Annotated in this window: 15 protein-coding genes; 3 read left to right on the top strand and 12 right to left on the bottom strand. The window is 70.1% G+C overall.

The features are described from left to right. Positions 1-7: 7 nt before the first annotated feature. Together N1031_RS08360 and glgB are read left to right on the top strand one after the other, a co-directional pair. Positions 8-2179 (top strand): maltotransferase domain-containing protein, encoded by a 2172-nt coding sequence (locus tag N1031_RS08360; RefSeq protein ID WP_375163622.1) that lies wholly within the window; start codon positions 8-10, stop codon positions 2177-2179. Then, complete coding sequence (gene glgB, locus N1031_RS08355) at positions 2179-4395, top strand: 1,4-alpha-glucan branching protein GlgB (protein ID WP_375163621.1); 2217 nt, start codon at positions 2179-2181, stop codon at positions 4393-4395. Before N1031_RS08360 ends, glgB begins: the two co-directional genes overlap by 1 nt. A gap of 54 nt (positions 4396-4449) precedes the next feature. Here the strand turns inward: glgB and N1031_RS08350 are convergent, their stop codons facing one another. Together N1031_RS08350 and N1031_RS08345 are read right to left on the bottom strand one after the other, a co-directional pair. Continuing rightward, positions 4450-5427, bottom strand: a complete 978-nt coding sequence (locus tag N1031_RS08350) for a tetratricopeptide repeat protein (protein WP_375163620.1) — start codon at positions 5425-5427, stop codon at positions 4450-4452. Next, positions 5424-7238 (bottom strand): DUF8094 domain-containing protein, encoded by a 1815-nt coding sequence (locus N1031_RS08345; RefSeq protein WP_259479160.1) that lies wholly within the window; start codon positions 7236-7238, stop codon positions 5424-5426. Before N1031_RS08345 ends, N1031_RS08350 begins: the two co-directional genes overlap by 4 nt. 70 nt (positions 7239-7308) lie before the next feature. Here N1031_RS08345 and N1031_RS08340 point away from each other — a divergent pair, with 70 nt between their 5' ends. After that, entirely contained in the window at positions 7309-8364 is a 1056-nt protein-coding gene (locus N1031_RS08340; protein WP_259479159.1) for an AI-2E family transporter, read from the top strand. 35 nt (positions 8365-8399) lie between these two features. Here the strand turns inward: N1031_RS08340 and N1031_RS08335 are convergent, their stop codons facing one another. The 10 genes from N1031_RS08335 to N1031_RS08290 all read right to left on the bottom strand — a co-directional run bounded on the left by N1031_RS08335 (position 8400) and on the right by N1031_RS08290 (position 18697). Beyond that, the gene (locus N1031_RS08335; protein WP_259479158.1) at positions 8400-9119 is read right to left on the bottom strand and encodes an alpha/beta hydrolase; all 720 of its coding nucleotides are present in this window, start codon (positions 9117-9119) and stop codon (positions 8400-8402) included. Further along, positions 9119-9418 carry an Rv1322 family protein gene (locus tag N1031_RS08330; protein ID WP_259479157.1) on the bottom strand — a complete coding sequence of 100 codons (300 nt, stop codon included), beginning with the start codon at positions 9416-9418 and terminating at the stop codon, positions 9119-9121. Before N1031_RS08330 ends, N1031_RS08335 begins: the two co-directional genes overlap by 1 nt. A gap of 151 nt (positions 9419-9569) precedes the next feature. Further along, positions 9570-11216 (bottom strand): cation:proton antiporter, encoded by a 1647-nt coding sequence (locus N1031_RS08325; RefSeq protein ID WP_259479156.1) that lies wholly within the window; start codon positions 11214-11216, stop codon positions 9570-9572. A 48-nt stretch (positions 11217-11264) separates the two neighbouring features. Continuing rightward, entirely contained in the window at positions 11265-11918 is a 654-nt protein-coding gene (locus N1031_RS08320; protein ID WP_259479155.1) for an aggregation-promoting factor C-terminal-like domain-containing protein, read from the bottom strand. A 4-nt stretch (positions 11919-11922) separates the two neighbouring features. Next, a complete protein-coding gene (locus tag N1031_RS20505) occupies positions 11923-12594 on the bottom strand; it encodes an aggregation-promoting factor C-terminal-like domain-containing protein (protein WP_375163619.1) in 672 nt (223 codons plus the stop codon). Positions 12595-12651: 57 nt separating this feature from the next. Next, positions 12652-14346 carry a dipeptide ABC transporter ATP-binding protein gene (locus N1031_RS08310; RefSeq protein WP_259479154.1) on the bottom strand — a complete coding sequence of 565 codons (1695 nt, stop codon included), beginning with the start codon at positions 14344-14346 and terminating at the stop codon, positions 12652-12654. Further along, on the bottom strand, positions 14343-15338 hold the full coding sequence (locus tag N1031_RS08305) for an ABC transporter permease (protein WP_259479153.1): 996 nt from the start codon (positions 15336-15338) through the stop codon (positions 14343-14345). The genes N1031_RS08310 and N1031_RS08305 overlap by 4 nt, the downstream gene beginning before the upstream one ends. Further along, positions 15338-16423, bottom strand: a complete 1086-nt coding sequence (locus N1031_RS08300; RefSeq protein WP_259479152.1) for an ABC transporter permease — start codon at positions 16421-16423, stop codon at positions 15338-15340. Before N1031_RS08300 ends, N1031_RS08305 begins: the two co-directional genes overlap by 1 nt. Continuing rightward, a complete protein-coding gene (locus tag N1031_RS08295; protein ID WP_259479151.1) occupies positions 16420-18039 on the bottom strand; it encodes an ABC transporter substrate-binding protein in 1620 nt (539 codons plus the stop codon). The genes N1031_RS08300 and N1031_RS08295 overlap by 4 nt, the downstream gene beginning before the upstream one ends. Positions 18040-18139: 100 nt before the next feature. Next, positions 18140-18697 carry a DivIVA domain-containing protein gene (locus tag N1031_RS08290; RefSeq protein WP_259479150.1) on the bottom strand — a complete coding sequence of 186 codons (558 nt, stop codon included), beginning with the start codon at positions 18695-18697 and terminating at the stop codon, positions 18140-18142. Between the last annotated feature and the right edge of the window lie 38 nt (positions 18698-18735).

The following is an 18735-nucleotide window of genomic DNA, read 5'->3' as shown; positions in this document are numbered from 1 at the left end:
TCTGAGTGTGGCAGCCACTCGGAAACGACCCGCATCGACGCCGGCCTCGGCGAAGCCGAAGGCGCCGGCACCCGCGCCCGCTCCGGCACCCGCGCCCGCTCCGGCCCCCGCACCCGCTCCAGACCCCGCCTTCGTTCCCGCCATCGGGCGCATCCCCATCATCGACGTCTTCCCCCAGGTCGATGGCGGCCGCTGGCCGGCCAAGGGCTTCGTGGGCGAGGTCATCCCGTTCGGCGCCACCGTCTTCCGCGAGGGGCATGACGCCGTGGGCGCGCACCTCGAGCTCGAGGCCCCCGACGGCAGCGTGATCGACCGACCGCTCACCCGCACCCGCAGCTGGGACGACGAGTGGCGCGGCCTCGCCCAGGTCGGCGTCGTGGGCGACTGGCGGTTCCGCATCCGGGCCTACTCCGACGACTACGCCACCTGGGAGCACAACGCGACCGTGAAGATCGCGGCGGGCATCGACGTGGAGCTCATGCTCGCGATCGGGGCTCAGCTCTTCGCCCGCCTCGCCGCCGAGAGCGACCGCACCGCCGCCGACCGCGAGCTGTTCGCCGGCGTGGCCGCGCGCTTAGGCGAGACCGCGGGGCCGGTGCCCGAGCGACTCGCGCCCGCCTATGAGAGGGCGGTGACGGATGCGCTGCTGCGACAGCCGGCACAGAGTCTCGTCACGTACTCCCCCTGGCACGCGCTCACGGTGGAGCGCACCAGGGCCGGCTCCGGTTCGTGGTACGAGTTCTTCCCCCGCTCGATCGGCGCCGTGCAGAACGACGACGGCAGCTGGACCAGCGGCACCTTCCGCACCGCGGCCGCCCGCCTGCCCGAGGTGGCGGCGATGGGCTTCGACGTGCTGTACCTGCCGCCCATCCACCCCATCGGCGACGCCTTCCGCAAGGGCCGCAACAACACCCTCGACCCGCAACCGGGCGACCCGGGGTCGCCGTGGGCCATCGGCAACGCCGCGGGCGGCCACGACGCCGTGCATCCCGATCTCGGCACCCTCGACGACTTCAGCGCCTTCCTCGCCGCCGCCACCGAGGTCGGACTCGAGATCGCGCTCGACTTCGCGCTGCAGGCCTCGCCCGACCACCCCTGGGTGGAGGAGCACCCCGAGTGGTTCACCACGCTGCCCGACGGGTCGATCGCCTACGCCGAGAACCCCCCGAAGAAGTATCAGGACATCTACCCGATCAACTTCGACAACGACCCCGACGGCATCCGGGCCGAGGCGCTGCGCGTGCTCGAGCACTGGATCGCGCTCGGCGTGCGCATCTTCCGCGTCGACAACCCTCACACGAAGCCGCTCGACTTCTGGGAGTGGGTCATCCACGAGGTCAACGCCGCGCATCCCGACGTGGTGTTCCTCGCCGAGGCCTTCACCCGCCCCGCCCCCATGCGCGGGCTCGCGAAAGTGGGGTTCCAGCAGTCGTACACCTACTTCACCTGGCGCAACACCAAGACCGAGATCGAGGAGTTCTTCACCAGCCTCGCGCAGGAGACCGACGCGTACTTCAGACCCAACCTCTTCGTGAACACGCCCGACATCCTCACCGAGTACCTGCAGTTCGGTGGCGTGCCGGCCTACCGCATCCGGGCCGTCCTGGCGGCGACGGGAGCACCGACCTGGGGCGTGTACTCGGGTTTCGAGCTCATCGAGAACGTGGCCCGGCCGGGTGCCGAGGAGAACATCGACAACGAGAAGTACGAGTACAAGCCCCGCGACTTCGCCGCCGCGGAGGCCGGGGGCCGGTCGATCGCCGCCGACCTGACCCGGCTGAACGCGATCCGCGCCGCGCATCCCGCTCTGGGGCAGCTGCGCAACCTGCGCTTCCACGGCAGCGACGACGACGCGATCGTGGTGTACTCCAAGCACCTCGACGCCGAGTTCACCCCCGACGGCGTGGCCGACACGGTCATCGTCGTGGTGAACCTCGACCCGCACTCGGTGCGTGAGACCACCGTGCACCTCGACCTCGCGGAGCTCGGACTCGAACCCGGCTCCACCTTCACCGTGCGCGACCTGCTCGGCGACGACGAGTGGGAGTGGTCGGAGCACGACTACGTGCGGCTCGACGCCTTCACCCGCCCCGCGCACGTGCTGCACGTGGTCTCCCCGGTGCGCACCGCACCGGCTCCCGCGGCCCTGGCCGCCGCACAGGAAGGCGGAGCATCCTGATGGCCCTCCCCAACGCATCCGACGCCCTCACCCTGCCCGAGATCCCGCTCGACGTGCTGCAGCGCATCTCAGCGGGATCGTACTTCGACCCGCACGCGGTGCTCGGCCAGCATTTCGTGCAGGCGGAGGGCGTGAGCGACCCCGTCACGGTCATCCGCACCCTGCGTCCCCTGGCCGAGAAGGTGAGCGTCGTGCTCGCCTCGGGCGCCCGGGTGGCGCTCACGCACCTGTGGGGCGGCATCTGGCAGGGCTTCACCCTCACGGGCATCGGCGACTACGTCGTGGAGGCCACCTACGCCGACGGGTCGACCTGGACGGCCGACGACCCCTACCGCTTCAGCCCCACGCTCGGCGAGCTCGACCTGCACCTCATCGGCGAAGGCCGGCACGAGAAGCTCTGGACCGTGCTCGGGGCCAGAACCGAGGAGAAGTGGGGCGTCGACGCCCCCGTGGCCGGCACCGCGTTCGCCGTGTGGGCTCCGCACGCGCAGGCCGTGCGGGTGATCGGCGACTTCAACGGCTGGGATGGCGTGCGGCACGCGATGCGCAGCCTCGGCAGCACGGGGGTGTGGGAGCTGTTCATCCCCGCGCTCGGTGCAGGCGGCAACTACAAGTTCGAGCTGCTCACGCAGGACGGCCGCTGGGTGCAGCGCGCCGACCCGATGGCGCGCTACACCGAGGTGCCACCGCTCACGGCGTCGGTGATCGGCACCAGCGACTACGAGTGGGGCGACACCGAGTGGCTCGCCCAGCGGGCCGCGGTGAACCCTCACACGCACCCCATGAGCGTGTACGAGATGCACCTCGGCTCGTGGAGGCAGGGGCTCGACTACCGGAGCCTGCCCGACGAGCTCATCCCCTACCTGCAGGAGCTCGGCTTCACGCACGTGGAGTTCATGCCGCTCGCCGAGCATCCGTTCGGCGGCTCGTGGGGCTACCAGGTCACCTCGTACTACGCCCCCACCTCGCGGTTCGGGCACCCCGACGACCTGCGCTACCTCATCGACCGGCTGCACCAGGCGGGCATCGGCGTGATCATGGACTGGGTGCCGGGGCACTTCCCCAAAGACGAGTGGGCGCTGGCCCGCTTCGACGGCGAGGCGCTCTACGAGCATCCCGACCCCCGCCGCGGCGAGCAGCCCGACTGGGGCACGCTGGTGTTCGACTTCGGCAACTCGAAGGTGCGCAACTTCCTCGTGGCCAATGCGCTGTACTGGCTCGAGGAGTTCCACATCGACGGCCTGCGCGTCGACGCGGTGGCGTCGATGCTCTACCTCGACTACTCGCGCAAAGAAGGCGAGTGGATTCCCAACCAGTACGGCGGGCGCGAGAACCTCGAGGCCATCAGCCTGCTGCAGGAGGTGACGGCCACCGCCTACAAGTCGGCCCCCGGGATCGTGATGATCGCCGAGGAGTCGACATCATGGCCCGGCGTCACCCACCCCACCGACCGCGGCGGACTCGGCTTCGGCATGAAGTGGAACATGGGCTGGATGCACGACTCGCTCGACTACATCGAGAAAGACCCGATGTACCGGTCGTACCACCATGGCGAGATCACCTTCTCGTTCCTCTACGCGTTCAGTGAGAACTTCATGCTGCCGATCTCGCACGACGAGGTGGTGCACGGCAAGGGGTCGCTGCTGGCGAAGATGCCGGGCGACCACTGGCAGAAGCTCGCCAACCTGCGGGCCTACCTGGGGTTCATGTGGGCGCATCCCGGCAAGCAGCTGCTGTTCATGGGGCAGGAGTTCGGCCAGCTCTCGGAGTGGAGCGAAGAGCGGGGGCTGGACTGGTGGATGCTCGACCAGCCCGTGCACCGGCAGCTGCTCGGACTCGTGTCACGCCTCAACACGGTCTACAAGGAGAATCCGGCGCTCTGGGCGCTCGACAACGAGCCGGCAGGGTTCGAGTGGATCGACGGCGGGTCGTCGTCGCAGAACCTCGTGTCGTTCCTGCGGTGGGACTCGCAGGGCAACCCGATCGCGGTGCTGATGAACTTCTCGGGGAACCCGGTGGGGCCCTACCGGGTGGGGCTGCCGTTCGGCGGCCGATGGGACGAGCTCGTCAACACCGACGCCGTGGAGTACGGCGGGTCGGGCGTGGGCAATTACGGATCGGTGGAGGCCGAGTACGTGCCGTGGTCAGGGCGGCCGGCGTCGGTGGAGTTGACGCTGCCGCCGCTGGCGGCGCTGTACCTCAGGCCGCGGCGGTAGCGGCAGGCGGGAGCCGCGGGAGACGCCGACCGCTGGCCGCCCGCCGACAGCCCGTCAGTAGAGGAGCGCGGCCAGGCGGCGGCGGGCTGCGGCCACGCGCGGGTCGTCAGCACCGACCACCTCGAACAGGTCGAGGAGACGCGTGCGGATGGTGGTCTTCTCGTCGGGGGCGGCCTTCGGGAAGAGATCGAGCAGGCGGCCGAAGGAATCGTCGATGTGGCCGCCCGAGAGATCGAGGTCGGCGACGAGCAGCTGTGCGTCGAGGTCGTCGGGATTCGTGGCCGCGGCGGCACGGATGTCGTCGAGCGTGTGACCGTCGAGACGGGAGAGCAGCTTCACCTGGGCGAGACCCGCGACGGCGAGGGCGTCGCGCGGGTTCTGGGCGATGGCCGTCTGGTACTCGGCGATCGCCGCCGCGTAGTCACCTCGCGCGATGGCGTCGTAGGCCTCCGCGTGGTGCGGCGGCAGCGGCTCCTCGACGGGCTCTTGCTCGCCCTCGGCCTCGACATCGCCGAGCGGCACCGTGCCGGTGACCCCGTTCTGCGCAGCGAGCTGAAGCACCTGCTCGAGCACCGAGCGCACCTCCTCCTCGGGGTAGGAGCCCTGGAACAGCGACACCGGCCGGCCGGCGACGATCGCGGCCACCGTGGGCACCGACTGCGCCTGGAACGCCTGCGCCAGCTGGGGGTTGCTCTGCGCGTCGACCCCCGCGTAGACCAGTCGGCCCGCGTAGCTCGTGACGACCGCGGTGAGCACGGCGGTGAGCTCGCGGCTCGCCTCGGCCCAGTCGGCCTTGAGGTCGACGATCACGGGAACCGTGTTCGACAGTTCGATGATCTGCGTGAAGTTGGCGTCGGAGCCCTCGAGCAGGAGCGGGTTCGCCCCGCCCTGGCCTGGCTCCCCGGAGGCGCCCGCGCCGGCAGCCGCACCACCCACGCCGCTCGCACCCGCGGGCGACTGCGCCCGGTTCACCAGCGACGACAGATCCACGGCCCCGCGGAGGCTTCCGGCGGGTGGCGGGGGCATGCTCACGGCAACTCCTTGGCTTGCACGAGACCCTGGGTGAAGCCGAGCAGCTCGGCCTTGCCGGTGTCTCCCGACGGCGGGATGTAGAACAGCAGCTGATAGTCGTAGACGGCCTCGGCGCCCTTGGCAGTCTCGGTGACCCCTGACAGCGCCTTCACGGCGCCCTCCGGGCTCACCGTGGCACCCGATTCGACGGGCTTCACCGTCTCCGACTCGCGGAGGTCGACGGCGACCAGAGCGCCCGAGCCGCTCGTAGCCAGGGCGATGTTCTGCCCCGTGCCCGCCACCTGGGCGAAGTCGATCGAGGCCGTGCTCGGCAGCGCGCTCTTCTTCTGGTTCTTGTAGTCGACGCCGACCTGGGTGCGCAGGGTGTCGCCGTCGGCATCGACCAGGTCGATGTACTGACTGGCGTCGCCCACGGCGAGGATGTCGGCGTAGGCCGTCTTGAGCTCGTCGGGCGTCATGGTGAGCAGCTTGGTGTCGGGCGCGAGCCGGGTGGTGCCGACGCTCGCGGCCGCGACCGGGGGCAGGGTGGTGTCGGGCTCGAGGGTGATCTCGTAGTAGACCTTGTAGTTCGACCGGGGGGTCTCCTGCACCAGCATGAGTGCCACCGGCGGCACGGTCGTGTCGGTGCCCTGCACCACGGTGAACACCGTCTTCGGCCACGAGTTCGAGGCCTGCGGCAGCACCACCTGCAACGGACCTGCCGGGATGGCCTGGGGCGCGGGATACTCGGGGTAGCCGCCCCGGATGGCGTAGGTCGCGGTGCGCAGCTCGAGCGCCGGCCCCGTGAACCGCGCGGCGAGCGCGTCGGAGCTCGACGCCGCGTCGGCCTCGGCCGTGACCGTCGAGATGGTGGAGACGATGCCCGCGAGCTGAGCCTCGGTGACCGCGGGCATCGGGGTGTCGGTGTCGATGTCCTCGGTCGGCTCGATCGGGTCCTCGGCGCCCGGGGTGGCCGTCGGGTCGGGGGTGCTCGTGGCGGCGACAGTGGCGGCATCGGTCGCGGGCGCGGGCTGCGGCCAGTAGTCGGCCGAGCATCCGCTCACCGCGAGTACGGAGGCCAAGGCGATCGGGGCCGCGATGAACGGCGCGATGGAGCGGCGCCCACGACGCATGCCCGACTCGATGGCGTTCGTGCGCGACGGCGAGAACCGCTTGCCCTTCGGCAGCGCCGGGGGCTTACGACGGGGTCGCGACGAACGGCGCATGTGGAGCAGGCCGAGCACGAGCAGCACGAGCCCCGCGAGCAGGAACACGACACCCGCGACCAGCAGCGGTCCCACCCACGGAGTGGCGTTCGGAATGGGCCACGACAGCCGCACCTGCGTGGGAGCCGGCTGGGTGCCGTCGGAGGCGACGATGACCGAGTAGCCGGCCGGCAGGGTGAGCGTGCGGTACATCGCACCCTCCGCCGTGAACTGCTCGAGCCAGAGATCGCTGCCCGCGGGGTTCGCCGACCCGCTGGCGACGTTGTCGGCGCCCTCCGGGTCGGCCTCGACGGTCGTGGAGGTGAGCTCGCCGGTCTCGGCGTCGTAGCCGACCGTGTCGTAGCTCGAGCCGTCGAGCCAGGCCTCGACGTCACTCGTGCGGCCGTAGGCGGCGAAGACCGTGTCGGCGCCGCTGAGCTGCAGGGTCTGCTTGCCCTCGTGCGTACGCAGCGTCTCGGAGTCGATCATGACGTAGGGAGAGCCGCCCTCCACCGACACCGAGGCGGTGACCGTGTTCGGCGGCAGGAACACGGTTCGCTGCGCGACTCCGGCGCCGATCAGCGCCGTGGCGATGATGAAGGCGAAAATGGCGAAGATAAAGCGCACGTGGACTCCTGACAAAGACATTAAAAGATAGCCGATGCAGTCGCGAGCCCGCACAGGCTACGTTCAGAGTGTGAAGATCCAGAACGCGTTCACCCTGGGGCTCGTCGCCACGCTCGGCGTCGGGGTGGGGCTGCTCATCCTCAGCGCCGTCGTCTCGCTCGCCACCATCCTCACCTACATCGGCGTCGCGATCTTCATCGCCCTGGGGCTCGACCCCATCATCAGCTGGCTCGAGAAGAAGCACTGGCCACGCTGGCTGGCCATCCTCACCGTCCTGATCGCGGTACTCGGGCTCTTCACCGGCCTCGTCTTCGCGGTCGTCCCCATCATCGTCGAGCAGACCAGCCAGCTGATCGACCTCGTGCCCACCCTCATCAACCAGGTGCTCGACCAGAACTGGCGCGACAACCTCACCGAGCAGCTCGGCGGGTTCATCGACGTCAACGAGGTCTACAACGCCGTCGTGAACTACTTCGCCGACGCCGGCAACGTGACCGCCCTGGCCGGTGGCGCGCTGCAGGTGGGCATCGGCATCGCCAGCGGGGTGTTCGGCTCGATCATCGTGCTCATCCTCACCCTCTACTTCACGGCGTCGCTGAACGGGATGAAGCGGGCCGTCTACCGGCTCGTGCCCGCCTCCAAGCGCGAGCGCTTCGCCGACCTCAGCGAGCAGGTCACCGGCGCGGTGGGCCGCTACGTCGTGGGGCAGATCAGCCTGGCTCTCTGCAACGGCATCCTGAGCTTCATCTTCCTGTCGATCATCCAGGCGCCGTTCTCGGCGGTGTTGGCCTTCCTCGCCGGCATGCTCTCGCTCATCCCGCTCGTGGGCACCATCTCGGGCTCGACGATCATCGTGCTGGTGTGCCTCATCCCGGGCCTCGGCTCACCCCTCACCGCGCTTGTGGCCGCCATTTACTACATCGTCTACATGCAGGTGGAGGCCTACCTGCTGAGCCCGAACATCATGAACCGCGCGGTCTCGGTGCCCGGCTCGGTCGTGGTGATCGCGGCCCTCGCCGGCGGCACGCTGCTCGGTGTGCTCGGCGCCCTGGTCGCCATCCCCATCGCGGCGTCGTTCCTGCTCATCATCAAGCAGGTCGTCATCCCCATCCAGAACGAACGCTGACCCCCTCTCACGAGGAGGGGCGAACGGATGAGCGGCTAGGCGTCGTAGGTGGTGGGCAGGGGGTAGGCGGGGGCGTTCACGCGGGCGACGATCTCGTCGAGCACGCGGCGCACCTGCGCCTCGCCCACCCAGAGGTGCTTTCCGCCCTCCACCGGCACGAGCTCGAGACTCGGCACCGAGGCGAAGCGCTCGCGGGCCTCGGCCGGCCGGAGGTAGTCGTCGAACTCGGGCACGAGCGCGACGAGGCGCTTGCCGTTGCCCTCCCAGGCCGCCACCTCGGCGTCGCTCGCGCGGTGCAAGGGCGGCGAGAGCAGGATGGCCCCCTCGATCGGGTACTGCGCCCCGTAGCGCAGCGCCAGCTCGGTGCCGAACGACCAGCCCACGAGCCACGGATGCGGCAGCCCCCGCTGGGCGACGAAGTCCATCGCGGCCTTCACGTCGAACCGCTCGCCCTCTCCCCCGTCGAACGCGCCCTCGCTCGTGCCGCGCGGCGAGGTGACGCCGCGCAGGTTGAACCGCAGCACCGCCAGGTCGGCCAGGGCGGGGAGCCGTGCGGCCGCCTTGCGCAGCACGTGGGAGTCCATGAAGCCACCGTGGGTGGGCAGCGGATGCAGGGTGACGAGGGTGGCGACCGGCTCGCCCGAGAGCGGGGTCGCGAGTTCGCCCACGAGCGTGAGCCCGTCGTCGGTGTGCAGCTCGATCTCCTCGCGACGGGCGGGGAGCTCGGTGGCCGATCGGATCTCGGTGGCGGTCATCAGGCGGCGATCCTCCAGCAGTGGGTGTGCCAGTGGCGGCGGGCGGCGAGGTCGCTGGCGTCGCCGAGCAGCCCGTCGGCCCGCCAGGTGACGAGGTGCGCGGTGCCCGGCGAGATCACCTGACCGCACCCGGGACAGGTGTATTCCTTCGCGGCGGAGGCGGCGCTCACGGGCTGCACGTTCCACTCGCCGTCGCGGCGCTGTTCGGTGCGCTTCCAGCCCGCCATCAGGCGTTCGAGGCCCGACTCCTCCTCCGGCTGCGCCCCGGCGCGGCGACGGGGGCGATTGCTGCGGGGCATGGCTCCAGTCTACGAGCGGTCGGCGCGAGAGCGGTCGGCGCGAGAGCGGTCGGCGCGAGAGCGGTCGGCGCGAGAGCGGTCGGCGCGAGAGCGGTCGGCGCGAGAGCGGTCGGCGCGAGAGCGGTCGGCGCGAGAGCGGTCGACCCGCTGCTCAGCCGTGCGAGCCCGATCCATCGCTCTGCTGCAACCGCGACTCCTCCTGGTCGAGCATGAGCTGGGCCCGCACCAGGATGCGCGATGAGTATGCCCCGCGGTGACGCGCGTCCAGCAGCGCCACCCGCTCCGCCCTCAGCACCTCGAGCCGCAGCACCCGGTACTGCCGGTGCGGGGCGCTGCCCTCCGATTCCGGGTCGGCGGCACGCGCGCGCTCCCAGGCCGACTCGCTGCGCAGTTCCGCGTCTCCGCGCACGCGGTCGATCACACCCTCGTCGATCACCTCGCCGCTCGGCAGACTGAGCCCGGGCTCCTCCAGCACCTGCTGGCCGGCGGCCCGCAGCTCGTCGACCAGGGTCGCGAACTCGGCATGGTCGGCCGCCTCGTCGACTCCCCTCAGCCGCGTGACACGGATGAGCCAGGGCAGGGTTCCGCCCTGGAACACGAGCGTGGCGATCGAGACGGTGAACGCGATGAGCACGAGCTGGTCGCGATACGGGATGCTCTCGGGCAGCGACTGGGCGCCCGCGACCGTGACCACCCCGCGCATCCCGGCCCACGACACCACGAGACCACCTCGCCAGCCGGTGGCCTCTCGCGCCTCCGTGGAGAGCGGGTCGCGCTTGTGCAGCCGGGCGCGCTGCACCACGAGCAAGGGCCCCACGAAGAGGAACCGCAGCACGAACAGCACGGCCGCTGCGGCGAGTCCGAGCCCGATCGAGCCGATCGCGTCGAGTCCGTCGGCCTCGGCCGTGGGGCTGAGCGCCGACAGGAAGATGTCTTTGATCTCGAGCCCCATCAGCAGGAACACGCCGTTCTCGAGCAGGAACTGGATGGTGCGCCAGTTCAGCCGCTCGCTGATGCGGGCCGACGCCGTGAAGTGCTTGGCGCCCATGTGCCCGGTGTAGAGGCCGGCCACCACCACGCTGAGCACCCCGGATGCGCCGATCGCCTCGGCGGGGATGTAGGCCAGGAACGGGATGACGAACGACACGGCGGTGGTGAGCACCGGGTCAGGGAGCTTGGAGCGCACGAAGACGGTGACCACGCCGACCACGAGCCCCATCGCCACCGCGGCCACCGAGGAGTAGCCGAAGTCGATCGCGAAGCCGCCGAAGCCGGCGAAGGCGATGGTGCCCGCCGTCGCCGCGATCGAGGTGCGCAGGAGCACGAGCGCCGAGGCGTCGTTCACGAGGCTCTCGCCCTCGAGCACCGCGATGAGCCGCGGCGGGAGACCGAGCCGTTTGCCGATCGAGGTGGCGGCCACCGCATCCGTGGGGCTGATGACGGCACCGAGCGCGATCGCGGCCGCGATGTTGAGGTCGGGCAGCACCATGAAGAGCAGGAAACCCGTGATGAGCGCGCTCACGATCACGAGCAGCACCGACAGGATCGAGATGGAGCCGAGGTTCTTGCGGAAATCGACCAGCGGCAGATTGATGGCCGAAGCGTAGAGCAGCGGGGGCAGCACCCCCGCGAGGATCCACTCCGACGGCACGTGCACCGGCGGCACACCGGGGATGACCGAGATGCCGATGCCGATCACGACGAGCAGGATGGGCGTGGCCAGCCGCAGCTTGGGGGCCAGCACCGAGACGCCGACGACGATGATCAGGCACACCACCGCGACGAGCTCGGGTCTCATGCTCCCCAGACTAGTGAACGCTCAGGATGCATCCGTGCACGCAGCGGGTCAGTACCAGTTGTTCTCCTCGGAGTGCGCCCACGCCTCACACGGAGAGCCGTAGCTGCCGAGGATGTACCGGATGCCCCAGTCGATCTGCACGTTGGGGTCGGACTCCCATCCCGGGCCCATCTTCGAGCCGGGGAGCGCCTGCGGGATACCGTGGGCGCCCGAGGAGGCGTTGTGGGCCGCGGGGTTCCAGCCCGACTCGCGGTTCCAGAGTGCGAGCAGGTAGTAGTACTGCTGGATGCCGAAGCCGTAGCCCTTGAGCGAGGTCCACGCGATGTCCTGGTAGCTGCCCGCGGCGGGCTCGCCGGGAGTGGGCACGACGTAGCTCTCGCAGCCGCCGCCACCGCTGCTCGACTCGGCCGCGGCGCTCGCCGACACGGCCACCTTCACCGGCTCGGGGGCGGGCGGAGGCGGCGGATCGGTGATGGTGTAGTCGTCGCGCAGCACCGAGGCGGCCTGGGCGCCCGAGATCTCGAGCGACTGCACGCTGCCGTAGCTCGAGGACATGTCGGGCGCATAGGCCTCGGAGGCGTTCGCCTGGGTGAGCGCCGGCTGCAGTGCGAACAGCGCCACGAAGGAGGCCGCCACGCCGAACGCGAGCACCTGCACCCCGGCGCGCAGCACGGGGCGAGTCGACTTCTTCAGCACGGTCATCGAATCAATACCAGTGGTTCGCGTCGGAATGCGCAAGTGCGGAGAGCGGATCGCCGTAGCGGCCCTGGATGTAGTTGAGACCCCAGGTGATCTGCGTGGCGGGGTTGGTGAGCCAGTCGGCACCCGCCGACGACATCTTCGACCCGGGCAGGGCCTGGGGGATGCCGTAGGCGCAGCTGGACTTGTTGAGCGCGTTGACGCGCCACCCCGATTCGCGGCTCCACAGGGCGATGAGCGCGTCGAACTGGGCACCCGTCCACCCACGGGCGGCGGCGAGGTCAGCGGCCACGGCCTGGGCTCCCGCGGGGTCGGCGACGGCGGCGTTCGGGTCGGGGCAGCCGGAGTCGGAGGAGCTCGACTTCGTCTCCACGACGATCACGGGCTTCGGCGCCTCGGTGACGGCGTACCCGTCGCGGAACACCGATGCGGCGACCGAGCCACTCACGTCGAGGGTCTGGGTGACGACCGACCCCTCGGCGAAGGTGCCCTCGAACGACGCGGAGGCGGGCTCGGCGTCGAGGTTGGGGGCGACCACCGTCACGAAGGCACACGCGGTGACCGCGACGAGGCCGATGACCTGCAGGGCGATGCGGCTCGCCTTCGGGGTGCGCCGACCGGCGCCGCGCGGGCCGGTGACGGTCTGCGGGCGCACCTCGGTCAGGGAGTGCTTAGCCACGATTCGACCGATTTTAGCCCATCATCCGTTGCGGTGTCCGGGCGCGGTGGCCGGCGATCACCCCAGGGCGGCGAGCGCCGCCCTCCGCTGCGCCTGCTCCACGGGATCGGGGACCGGCAGCGAGGCGATCAACCGGCGGGTGTACTCGTGGCGAGGGCGCTCGAGCACTTCGGCTCCGGGGCCCTCCTCCACCAGGCGTCCGCGATGCAGCACCGCGATCCGGTCGGCGAGCAGATCGACCACTGCGAGATCGTGACTGATGAACAGGGCGGCGAACCCGAGGTCGTGCTGCAGCTCGGCGAAGAGCTCGAGCACCCGCGCCTGCACCGACACGTCGAGCGCCGAGGTGGGTTCGTCGGCGATCAGCAGGGTGGGGTCGAGCGCGAGTCCCCGCGCGAGGCTCGCCCGTTGGCGCTGGCCTCCCGACAGCTCGTGCGGATAGCGGTCGCCGTAGCCCTTCGGCAGCTGGACCGCTTCGAGCAGTTCGTCGACGCGTGGCCTCGCAGCGGCCGGACTCGCCGCGCGACCGTGGATGACGAGCGGCTCCGCCACGGCCTCGGCGATGGTGAGGAGCGGGTTGAAGCTCGCCGCGGGGTCCTGGAAGACGAAGCCGATGTCGGCGCGCGCCGGCTTGAAGCGCCGCTCCGAGAAGCCGAGCATCTCGTGGCCGAGCACCCGGAGGGAGCCACCGGTGATGCGGGTGAGCCCGCCGATGGCCCGGCCGATCGTGGTCTTGCCAGATCCGCTCTCCCCCACGAGCCCCAGCACCTCCCCCGCGCCGATGCGGAAGCTCACCTCGTCGACGGCTCTGAAACCGCGGCGACCCAGGCGCCCGGGATAGTCGATCACCAAGCCCGACGCCTCGACGACGGGGCGGCCTGCCGGCTCCGCGCGCCCACGCGCATCCGGAGCCACCCGATCGTGGGCGACGAGACGCCCGGCACCGAGTCGCGGCACCGCCGCGAGCAGTCGCTTCGTGTAGTCGTGCTGTGGGTGGGCGAACAGCGCGTGCGCCTCGGCCTGCTCCACCACTTCACCCTGGAACATGACGGCGACCCGGTCGGCGAGGTCGGCCACCACGCCCATGTTGTGGGTGATGAGCACGATCGCGGTGCCGAATTCGTCGCGGAGCCGCCGGAGCAGGTCGAGGATCTCGGCCTGCACGGTCACATCGAGGGCCGTGGTCGGCTCGTCGGCCACGATGAGCCCGGGGCCGAGCACGAGCGCCGCGGCGATCACCACGCGCTGCTTCTGCCCGCCCGAGAACTGGTGGGGGTAGTGGTTGACCCGCACCTCGGGGTCGGGGATGCCCACCGTGCGGAGGATCTCGACGGCCTCCCGCTTCGCCTCCGCCCTCGACAGCCGGCGGTGCGCCCGCAGCCCTTCGGCGATCTGCCAGCCCACCGTGAACACGGGGTTCAGCGCCGAGGACGGCTCCTGGAACACCATCGCCACGTCGGAGCCGCGCACGGCCCGCAGCCGCGCGCCGTCGAGGGCCACCACGTCGTTCACGGCGTCGCCCGAGCGGCTCGACAGCAGGACGGCCCCGCCCGTCGTGGCCGTCTCGGGCAGCAGGCCCAGGATGCTCTTCGCCGTCACCGTCTTGCCGCTGCCGCTCTCCCCCACGATCGCGAGCACCTCGCCACGGGCGACCCGCAGGCTCACGCCGTCGACGGCTTTCACGGCACCGTGGTCGGTGGCGAAGGAGACGGACAGGTCGTCGATCTCGACGACGCTCTCGGCCGGGTTCATGCGTTCTCCTGACGGATCTCGAGGTCGGAGGGCAACGTGGTGTCGACCGAGGTCATCGACACCGCACCCGAGCGCGCCTTCACCCGCTTGCGGCCGCGCAGACGGGGATCGGCGAGATCGTTGAGGCTCTCGCCCACCAGGGTGATGCCGAGCACCGCGAGTACGATCGCGAGTCCGGGGTAGAGCGCCGTCCACCAGATGCCGCTCGTGACGTCGGAGAGCGCTTTGTTGAGGTCGTAGCCCCACTCCGCAGCTGCCGTCGGCTCGATGCCGAACCCGAGGAACCCGAGCCCGGCGAGGGTGAGGAGTGCCTCGGAGGAGTTGAGCGTGAAGATGACCGGAAGCGTGCGGGTGGCGTTGCGCAGCACGTGCCGGAACATGATGCGCAGCGGAGACGCCCCGAGCATCTTCGCGGACTCGACATAGGGCTCCGCCTTGATGCGGATGGTCTCCGCCCTGATCACGCGGTAGTACTGCGGGATGAAGACCACGGTGATCGAGAGCGCGGCCGCCAGGATGCCGCCCCACAGGCTCGACTGCCCGCCCGAGATGACGATGGAGAGCACGATCGCGAGCAGCAGAGACGGGAAGGCGTAGATCGCGTCGCCGATCACCACGAGCACGCGGTCGAGCCAGCCGCCCAGGTAGCCCGACACCAGTCCCAGCAGGATGCCGACGAAGATCGAGCACACCACGGCGACGAGGATGACGAGCACCGCCGTCTGCGCACCCCAGAGCACGCGCGAGTAGACGTCGTAGCCGCCGACGGTGGTACCCATGATGTGTTCCGCGCTCGGGGGCTGCTGCGCGCCGAAGGGGCCGTCAGCGCCACGCAGCTGGGCGAAGCCGTACGGGGCGATCGCCGGCGCGAAGACGGCGACCAGCACGAAGACGCCGGTGATCACGAGGCCGGTCACGAGCATCCCGCGCTGCAGCCCCACGCTCTGGCGGAGCTGCTTCAGCACCGGCAGGCGCGAGAGGAGCGATGCCATCAGTACCTCACCCTCGGGTCGATCAGCGCCGCGATCACGTCGACGATGAAGTTCGTCACCGCGACGATGACGGCGAGCAGCGCGACGATGCCCTGCACCGCCACGAAGTCGCGGGCGGCGAGGTAGGCGGCGAGCTGGAAGCCGAGGCCCTTCCACTCGAACGTGGTCTCGGTGAGCACCGCGCCGCCGAGCAGCAGGGCGATCTGCAGGCCGATGACCGTGATGATGGGGATGAGGGCGGGCTTGTAGGCGTGCGTGCGCACGAGCCTCGACTCGCGCACTCCCCGCGAGCGGGCGGCGTCGACGTAGTCGGTGCCGAGGGTGCCGATGACGTTGGTGCGCACCAGCCGGAGGAAGACGCCCGCCGTGAGCAGGCCGAGCGCGATGCCCGGAAGCACCGCGTGAGAGAGCACGTCTCCGATGGCGGCGGGGCTGCCGAGGGCGATGGCGTCGACGAGGTAGATGCCCGTCTTGCCGTCGAGGGTCTGCATGGCGAGCTCGGTGCGGGTGGAGGCGCGCCCGGCCACCGGCAGCCACTGCAGCCACACCGAGAACACGAGCTTCAGCAGCATGCCGGCGAAGAACACGGGCGTGGCATAGCAGAGGATGGCGAAGACGCGCAGCACGGCGTCGGGCACCCGGTCGCGGAACGCCGCCGCCACGAGACCGAGCGGGATTCCCACGAGGAAGGCCACGATCAGGGCGTAGAACGCGAGCTCGAGCGTGGCCCCGCCGTAGGTGAGCAGCACCTCGGTGACGGGGCGGTTGTCGCTGATGGTGGTGCCGAAGTTCCCGGTGAACACCTGGCCGAGGTATTCCAGGTACTGCACGATGATCGGCCGGTCGTAGCCGGCGGCGTGGATGCGCTCCTGCAGCTGGTCGGCGGTCAGCCTTCCGCCCTGGGCGGCCGTGATCGGGTCGCCGACGGTGCGCATGAGCAGGAACACGAGGGTGACCAGGATGAAGATGGTCGGGAAGATCAGCAGGAACCGCACGACGAGGTACCGGCCGAGGCCGCCCCCAGCGCTCTTGGGCGTGGGGGCGACCGGGCTGGGTGCGTCGCTCGGCAGGAGCGCCGTCGTCATCCCTTGGTCAGCGGCGCGTAGCGGAACTTGAACGACGCATCCAGCGTGACCCCGTCGACGTCGGTTCCGGCGACGGCGACCTGGGCGCCCTGGAGGTAGGGCACCGTGGAGAGGTCGAGCGCCTCCTTGGCCTGGATCTCCTCGATCAGCGCCTGCCGCGCCGCCGGGTCGGCGGTGGAGGCCTGCTGCAGGATGAGGTCGTTGACCTCCTGGTTCGAGTAGTGGTTGCCGAGGAAGTTCTCGGTGAGGAAGAACGGTGTGAGGTAGTTGTCGGCGTCGGAGTAGTCGGGGAACCAGCCCAGCTGGTAGGCCGGGTAGACGTCGGCGGTGCGGTCTTTGGAGTACTGCACCCACTCCGTCGACTGCAGGTTCACCGTGAACAGTCCCGAGGCCTCGAGCTGGTCTTTGATGAGCGCGTACTCGTCGCCCGAGGACGGGCCGTAGTGGTCGGGGCTGTACTGCAGGTTGAGCTCGACCGGGGTGGTCACGCCCGCCGCCGTCAGCGTCTCGGTGGCCTTCTCGACGGAGGGGCCGCCCGAGCCGTCGCCGTAGCTCTCCTTGAGCACCTCGGTGGCGCCCGTGAGGCCCGCCGGCACGAAGGAGTAGAGCGGCGTGTAGGTGCCCTTGTACACCTGGTCGGCGATCTCGTCGCGGTCGATCAGGTCGGCCACGGCCTGGCGCACGGCCAGCGCCTTGGCGGCATCGGCCTCGGGCGTGGTGGCGCCGAACGGCTGGGTGTCGAAGTTGAACACGATGTAGCGGATCTCGCCGCCCGGGCCGTCGTGCACCGTCACGTTCTCGTTCGACGCGAGGTCGTCGACGTCGGTTGCTGAGAGGCTCCGGAACGCCACGTCGATGTTGCCCTCCTGCACGTCGAGCTTGAGGTTCGACGAGTCGGCGTAGTACTTGGCGGTGACCGCCGACTCGGCCGGCGGGAGCACCCCGTCGTAGCCCTCGAAGGGCTCGTAGGAGATGAGGTTGTTGAAGTCGTACGAGGTGATCGCGTACTGGCCCGCGAAGGCCCCGCCGTCGACGATCTCGTCGTCGGGGGTGAGTTCGGTGGCCGAGAAGACCTCCTCGTCGACGATCGGGCCTGCGGGGCTCGACAGGATCTGCGGGAACACCTGGTCGTCGGGGTTCTTGAGGGTGAACACGACCGTGAGATCGTCGGGCGTGGCGACGCTGTCGAGGTTGTAGAGCAGCGAGGAGGGGCCGTTCTCGTCGGCGATGGCGAGCTGGCGGTCGAAGGTGAACTTCACGTCGGAGGAGGTGAGCTCGTGACCGTTGGCGAAGGTGAGGCCCTCTTTGAGGGTGACCGTGTACTCGGTGGGGCTCGTGAACTCGGCGCTCTCGGCGATGTCGGGTTCGACGTCGGGGCTGCCGTAGGGGGTGTTCATGAGGAACGGGAACACCTGGTTCTGCACCGCGAACGACCCGTTGTCGTACGAGCCCGCGGGATCGAGGGTGGTGACCTTGTCGGTGGTGCCGATGATGATGCCCTCGCCCGAGGCGGGGTCGGAGGAGCCGGCGGCGCAGCCGGCGAGGACGAGGACGGATGCTGCCCCTGCCGCCGAGAAGGCAAGTGCCCGGCGAGCGTGAATGTGTGCGGAATTCATGGAGACATGGCTAACACACAAGAACCGTGTCCCCCAAGGGGGGTACACGCTGAATGAGGATTTCTTTACACGATCGAAATATTCACCCCCCTTCCGGGGGTCAGCGCACGGCGAGCATCACGTCGACCACCGCATCGAGCACGGCATCGACCTGCGCCTCGCTGTAGCCTCCGCGGCGCGGCCTGAACGAGGCGGTGCGCACATCCGTCACCGTCACGTCGGCGCCGGCCCGGAAGTACTCGATGAGGGCGTCGGAGAAGGCGTCGACGTCTCGCCGGTCGTAGCCCAGGCGCAGGAACCCGGCGCGGGTGAACTTCTGGCCGTCGGGGCGCTCGAGCCGCTGCAGGATCTCGGCGGCCCGGGAGCGTGCCTGCTGGTACCAGGCGTCGTCGCCGACGGCACGGTAGGCGCGGTCGCGCTCTCGCAGGGCGAACGCGTCTTCCAGCCGCTCCAGCGCCGCGTCGACCGCACGGGCGTCGTAGCCGCCCTTCTGCATGGTGAACGCCGTGCCGCGCACGGCCTCACTGGAGAGCGCAGGGCCCCCACTCGCAGGATCACGGCCGTCGTAAGCCGAGCGCGCCAGGGCGAGGAACTCGTCGACCTCCTCGACGTCGTAGCCGAGAACGGAGTTGCGGGTGCGCGGGAAAGGTGTGCTCACGGCTCTATTGTGCCGAACTCTTCCCGTGAAGTCGCGGC

The organism is Herbiconiux moechotypicola, from assembly GCF_024979255.1.
In the GTDB taxonomy this organism is placed as follows: Bacteria; Actinomycetota; Actinomycetes; order Actinomycetales; family Microbacteriaceae; genus Herbiconiux; species Herbiconiux moechotypicola.
Note: the sequence above shows the minus strand (reverse complement) of the source record. Positions and strands in the feature narration are given on the sequence as shown.

Coding starts and splice junctions, on each gene's coding strand:
- N1031_RS08325 (WP_259479156.1), bottom strand. CDS start 11,216: ATGAGACCCGAGCTCGTCGCGGTGGTGTGCCTGATCATCGTCGTCGGC.
- N1031_RS08320 (WP_259479155.1), bottom strand. CDS start 11,918: ATGACCGTGCTGAAGAAGTCGACTCGCCCCGTGCTGCGCGCCGGGGTG.
- N1031_RS08330 (WP_259479157.1), bottom strand. CDS start 9,418: ATGCCCCGCAGCAATCGCCCCCGTCGCCGCGCCGGGGCGCAGCCGGAG.
- N1031_RS08300 (WP_259479152.1), bottom strand. CDS start 16,423: ATGACGACGGCGCTCCTGCCGAGCGACGCACCCAGCCCGGTCGCCCCC.
- N1031_RS08295 (WP_259479151.1), bottom strand. CDS start 18,039: ATGAATTCCGCACACATTCACGCTCGCCGGGCACTTGCCTTCTCGGCG.
- N1031_RS08310 (WP_259479154.1), bottom strand. CDS start 14,346: ATGAACCCGGCCGAGAGCGTCGTCGAGATCGACGACCTGTCCGTCTCC.
- N1031_RS08335 (WP_259479158.1), bottom strand. CDS start 9,119: ATGACCGCCACCGAGATCCGATCGGCCACCGAGCTCCCCGCCCGTCGC.
- N1031_RS08305 (WP_259479153.1), bottom strand. CDS start 15,338: ATGGCATCGCTCCTCTCGCGCCTGCCGGTGCTGAAGCAGCTCCGCCAG.
- glgB (WP_375163621.1), top strand. CDS start 2,179: ATGGCCCTCCCCAACGCATCCGACGCCCTCACCCTGCCCGAGATCCCG.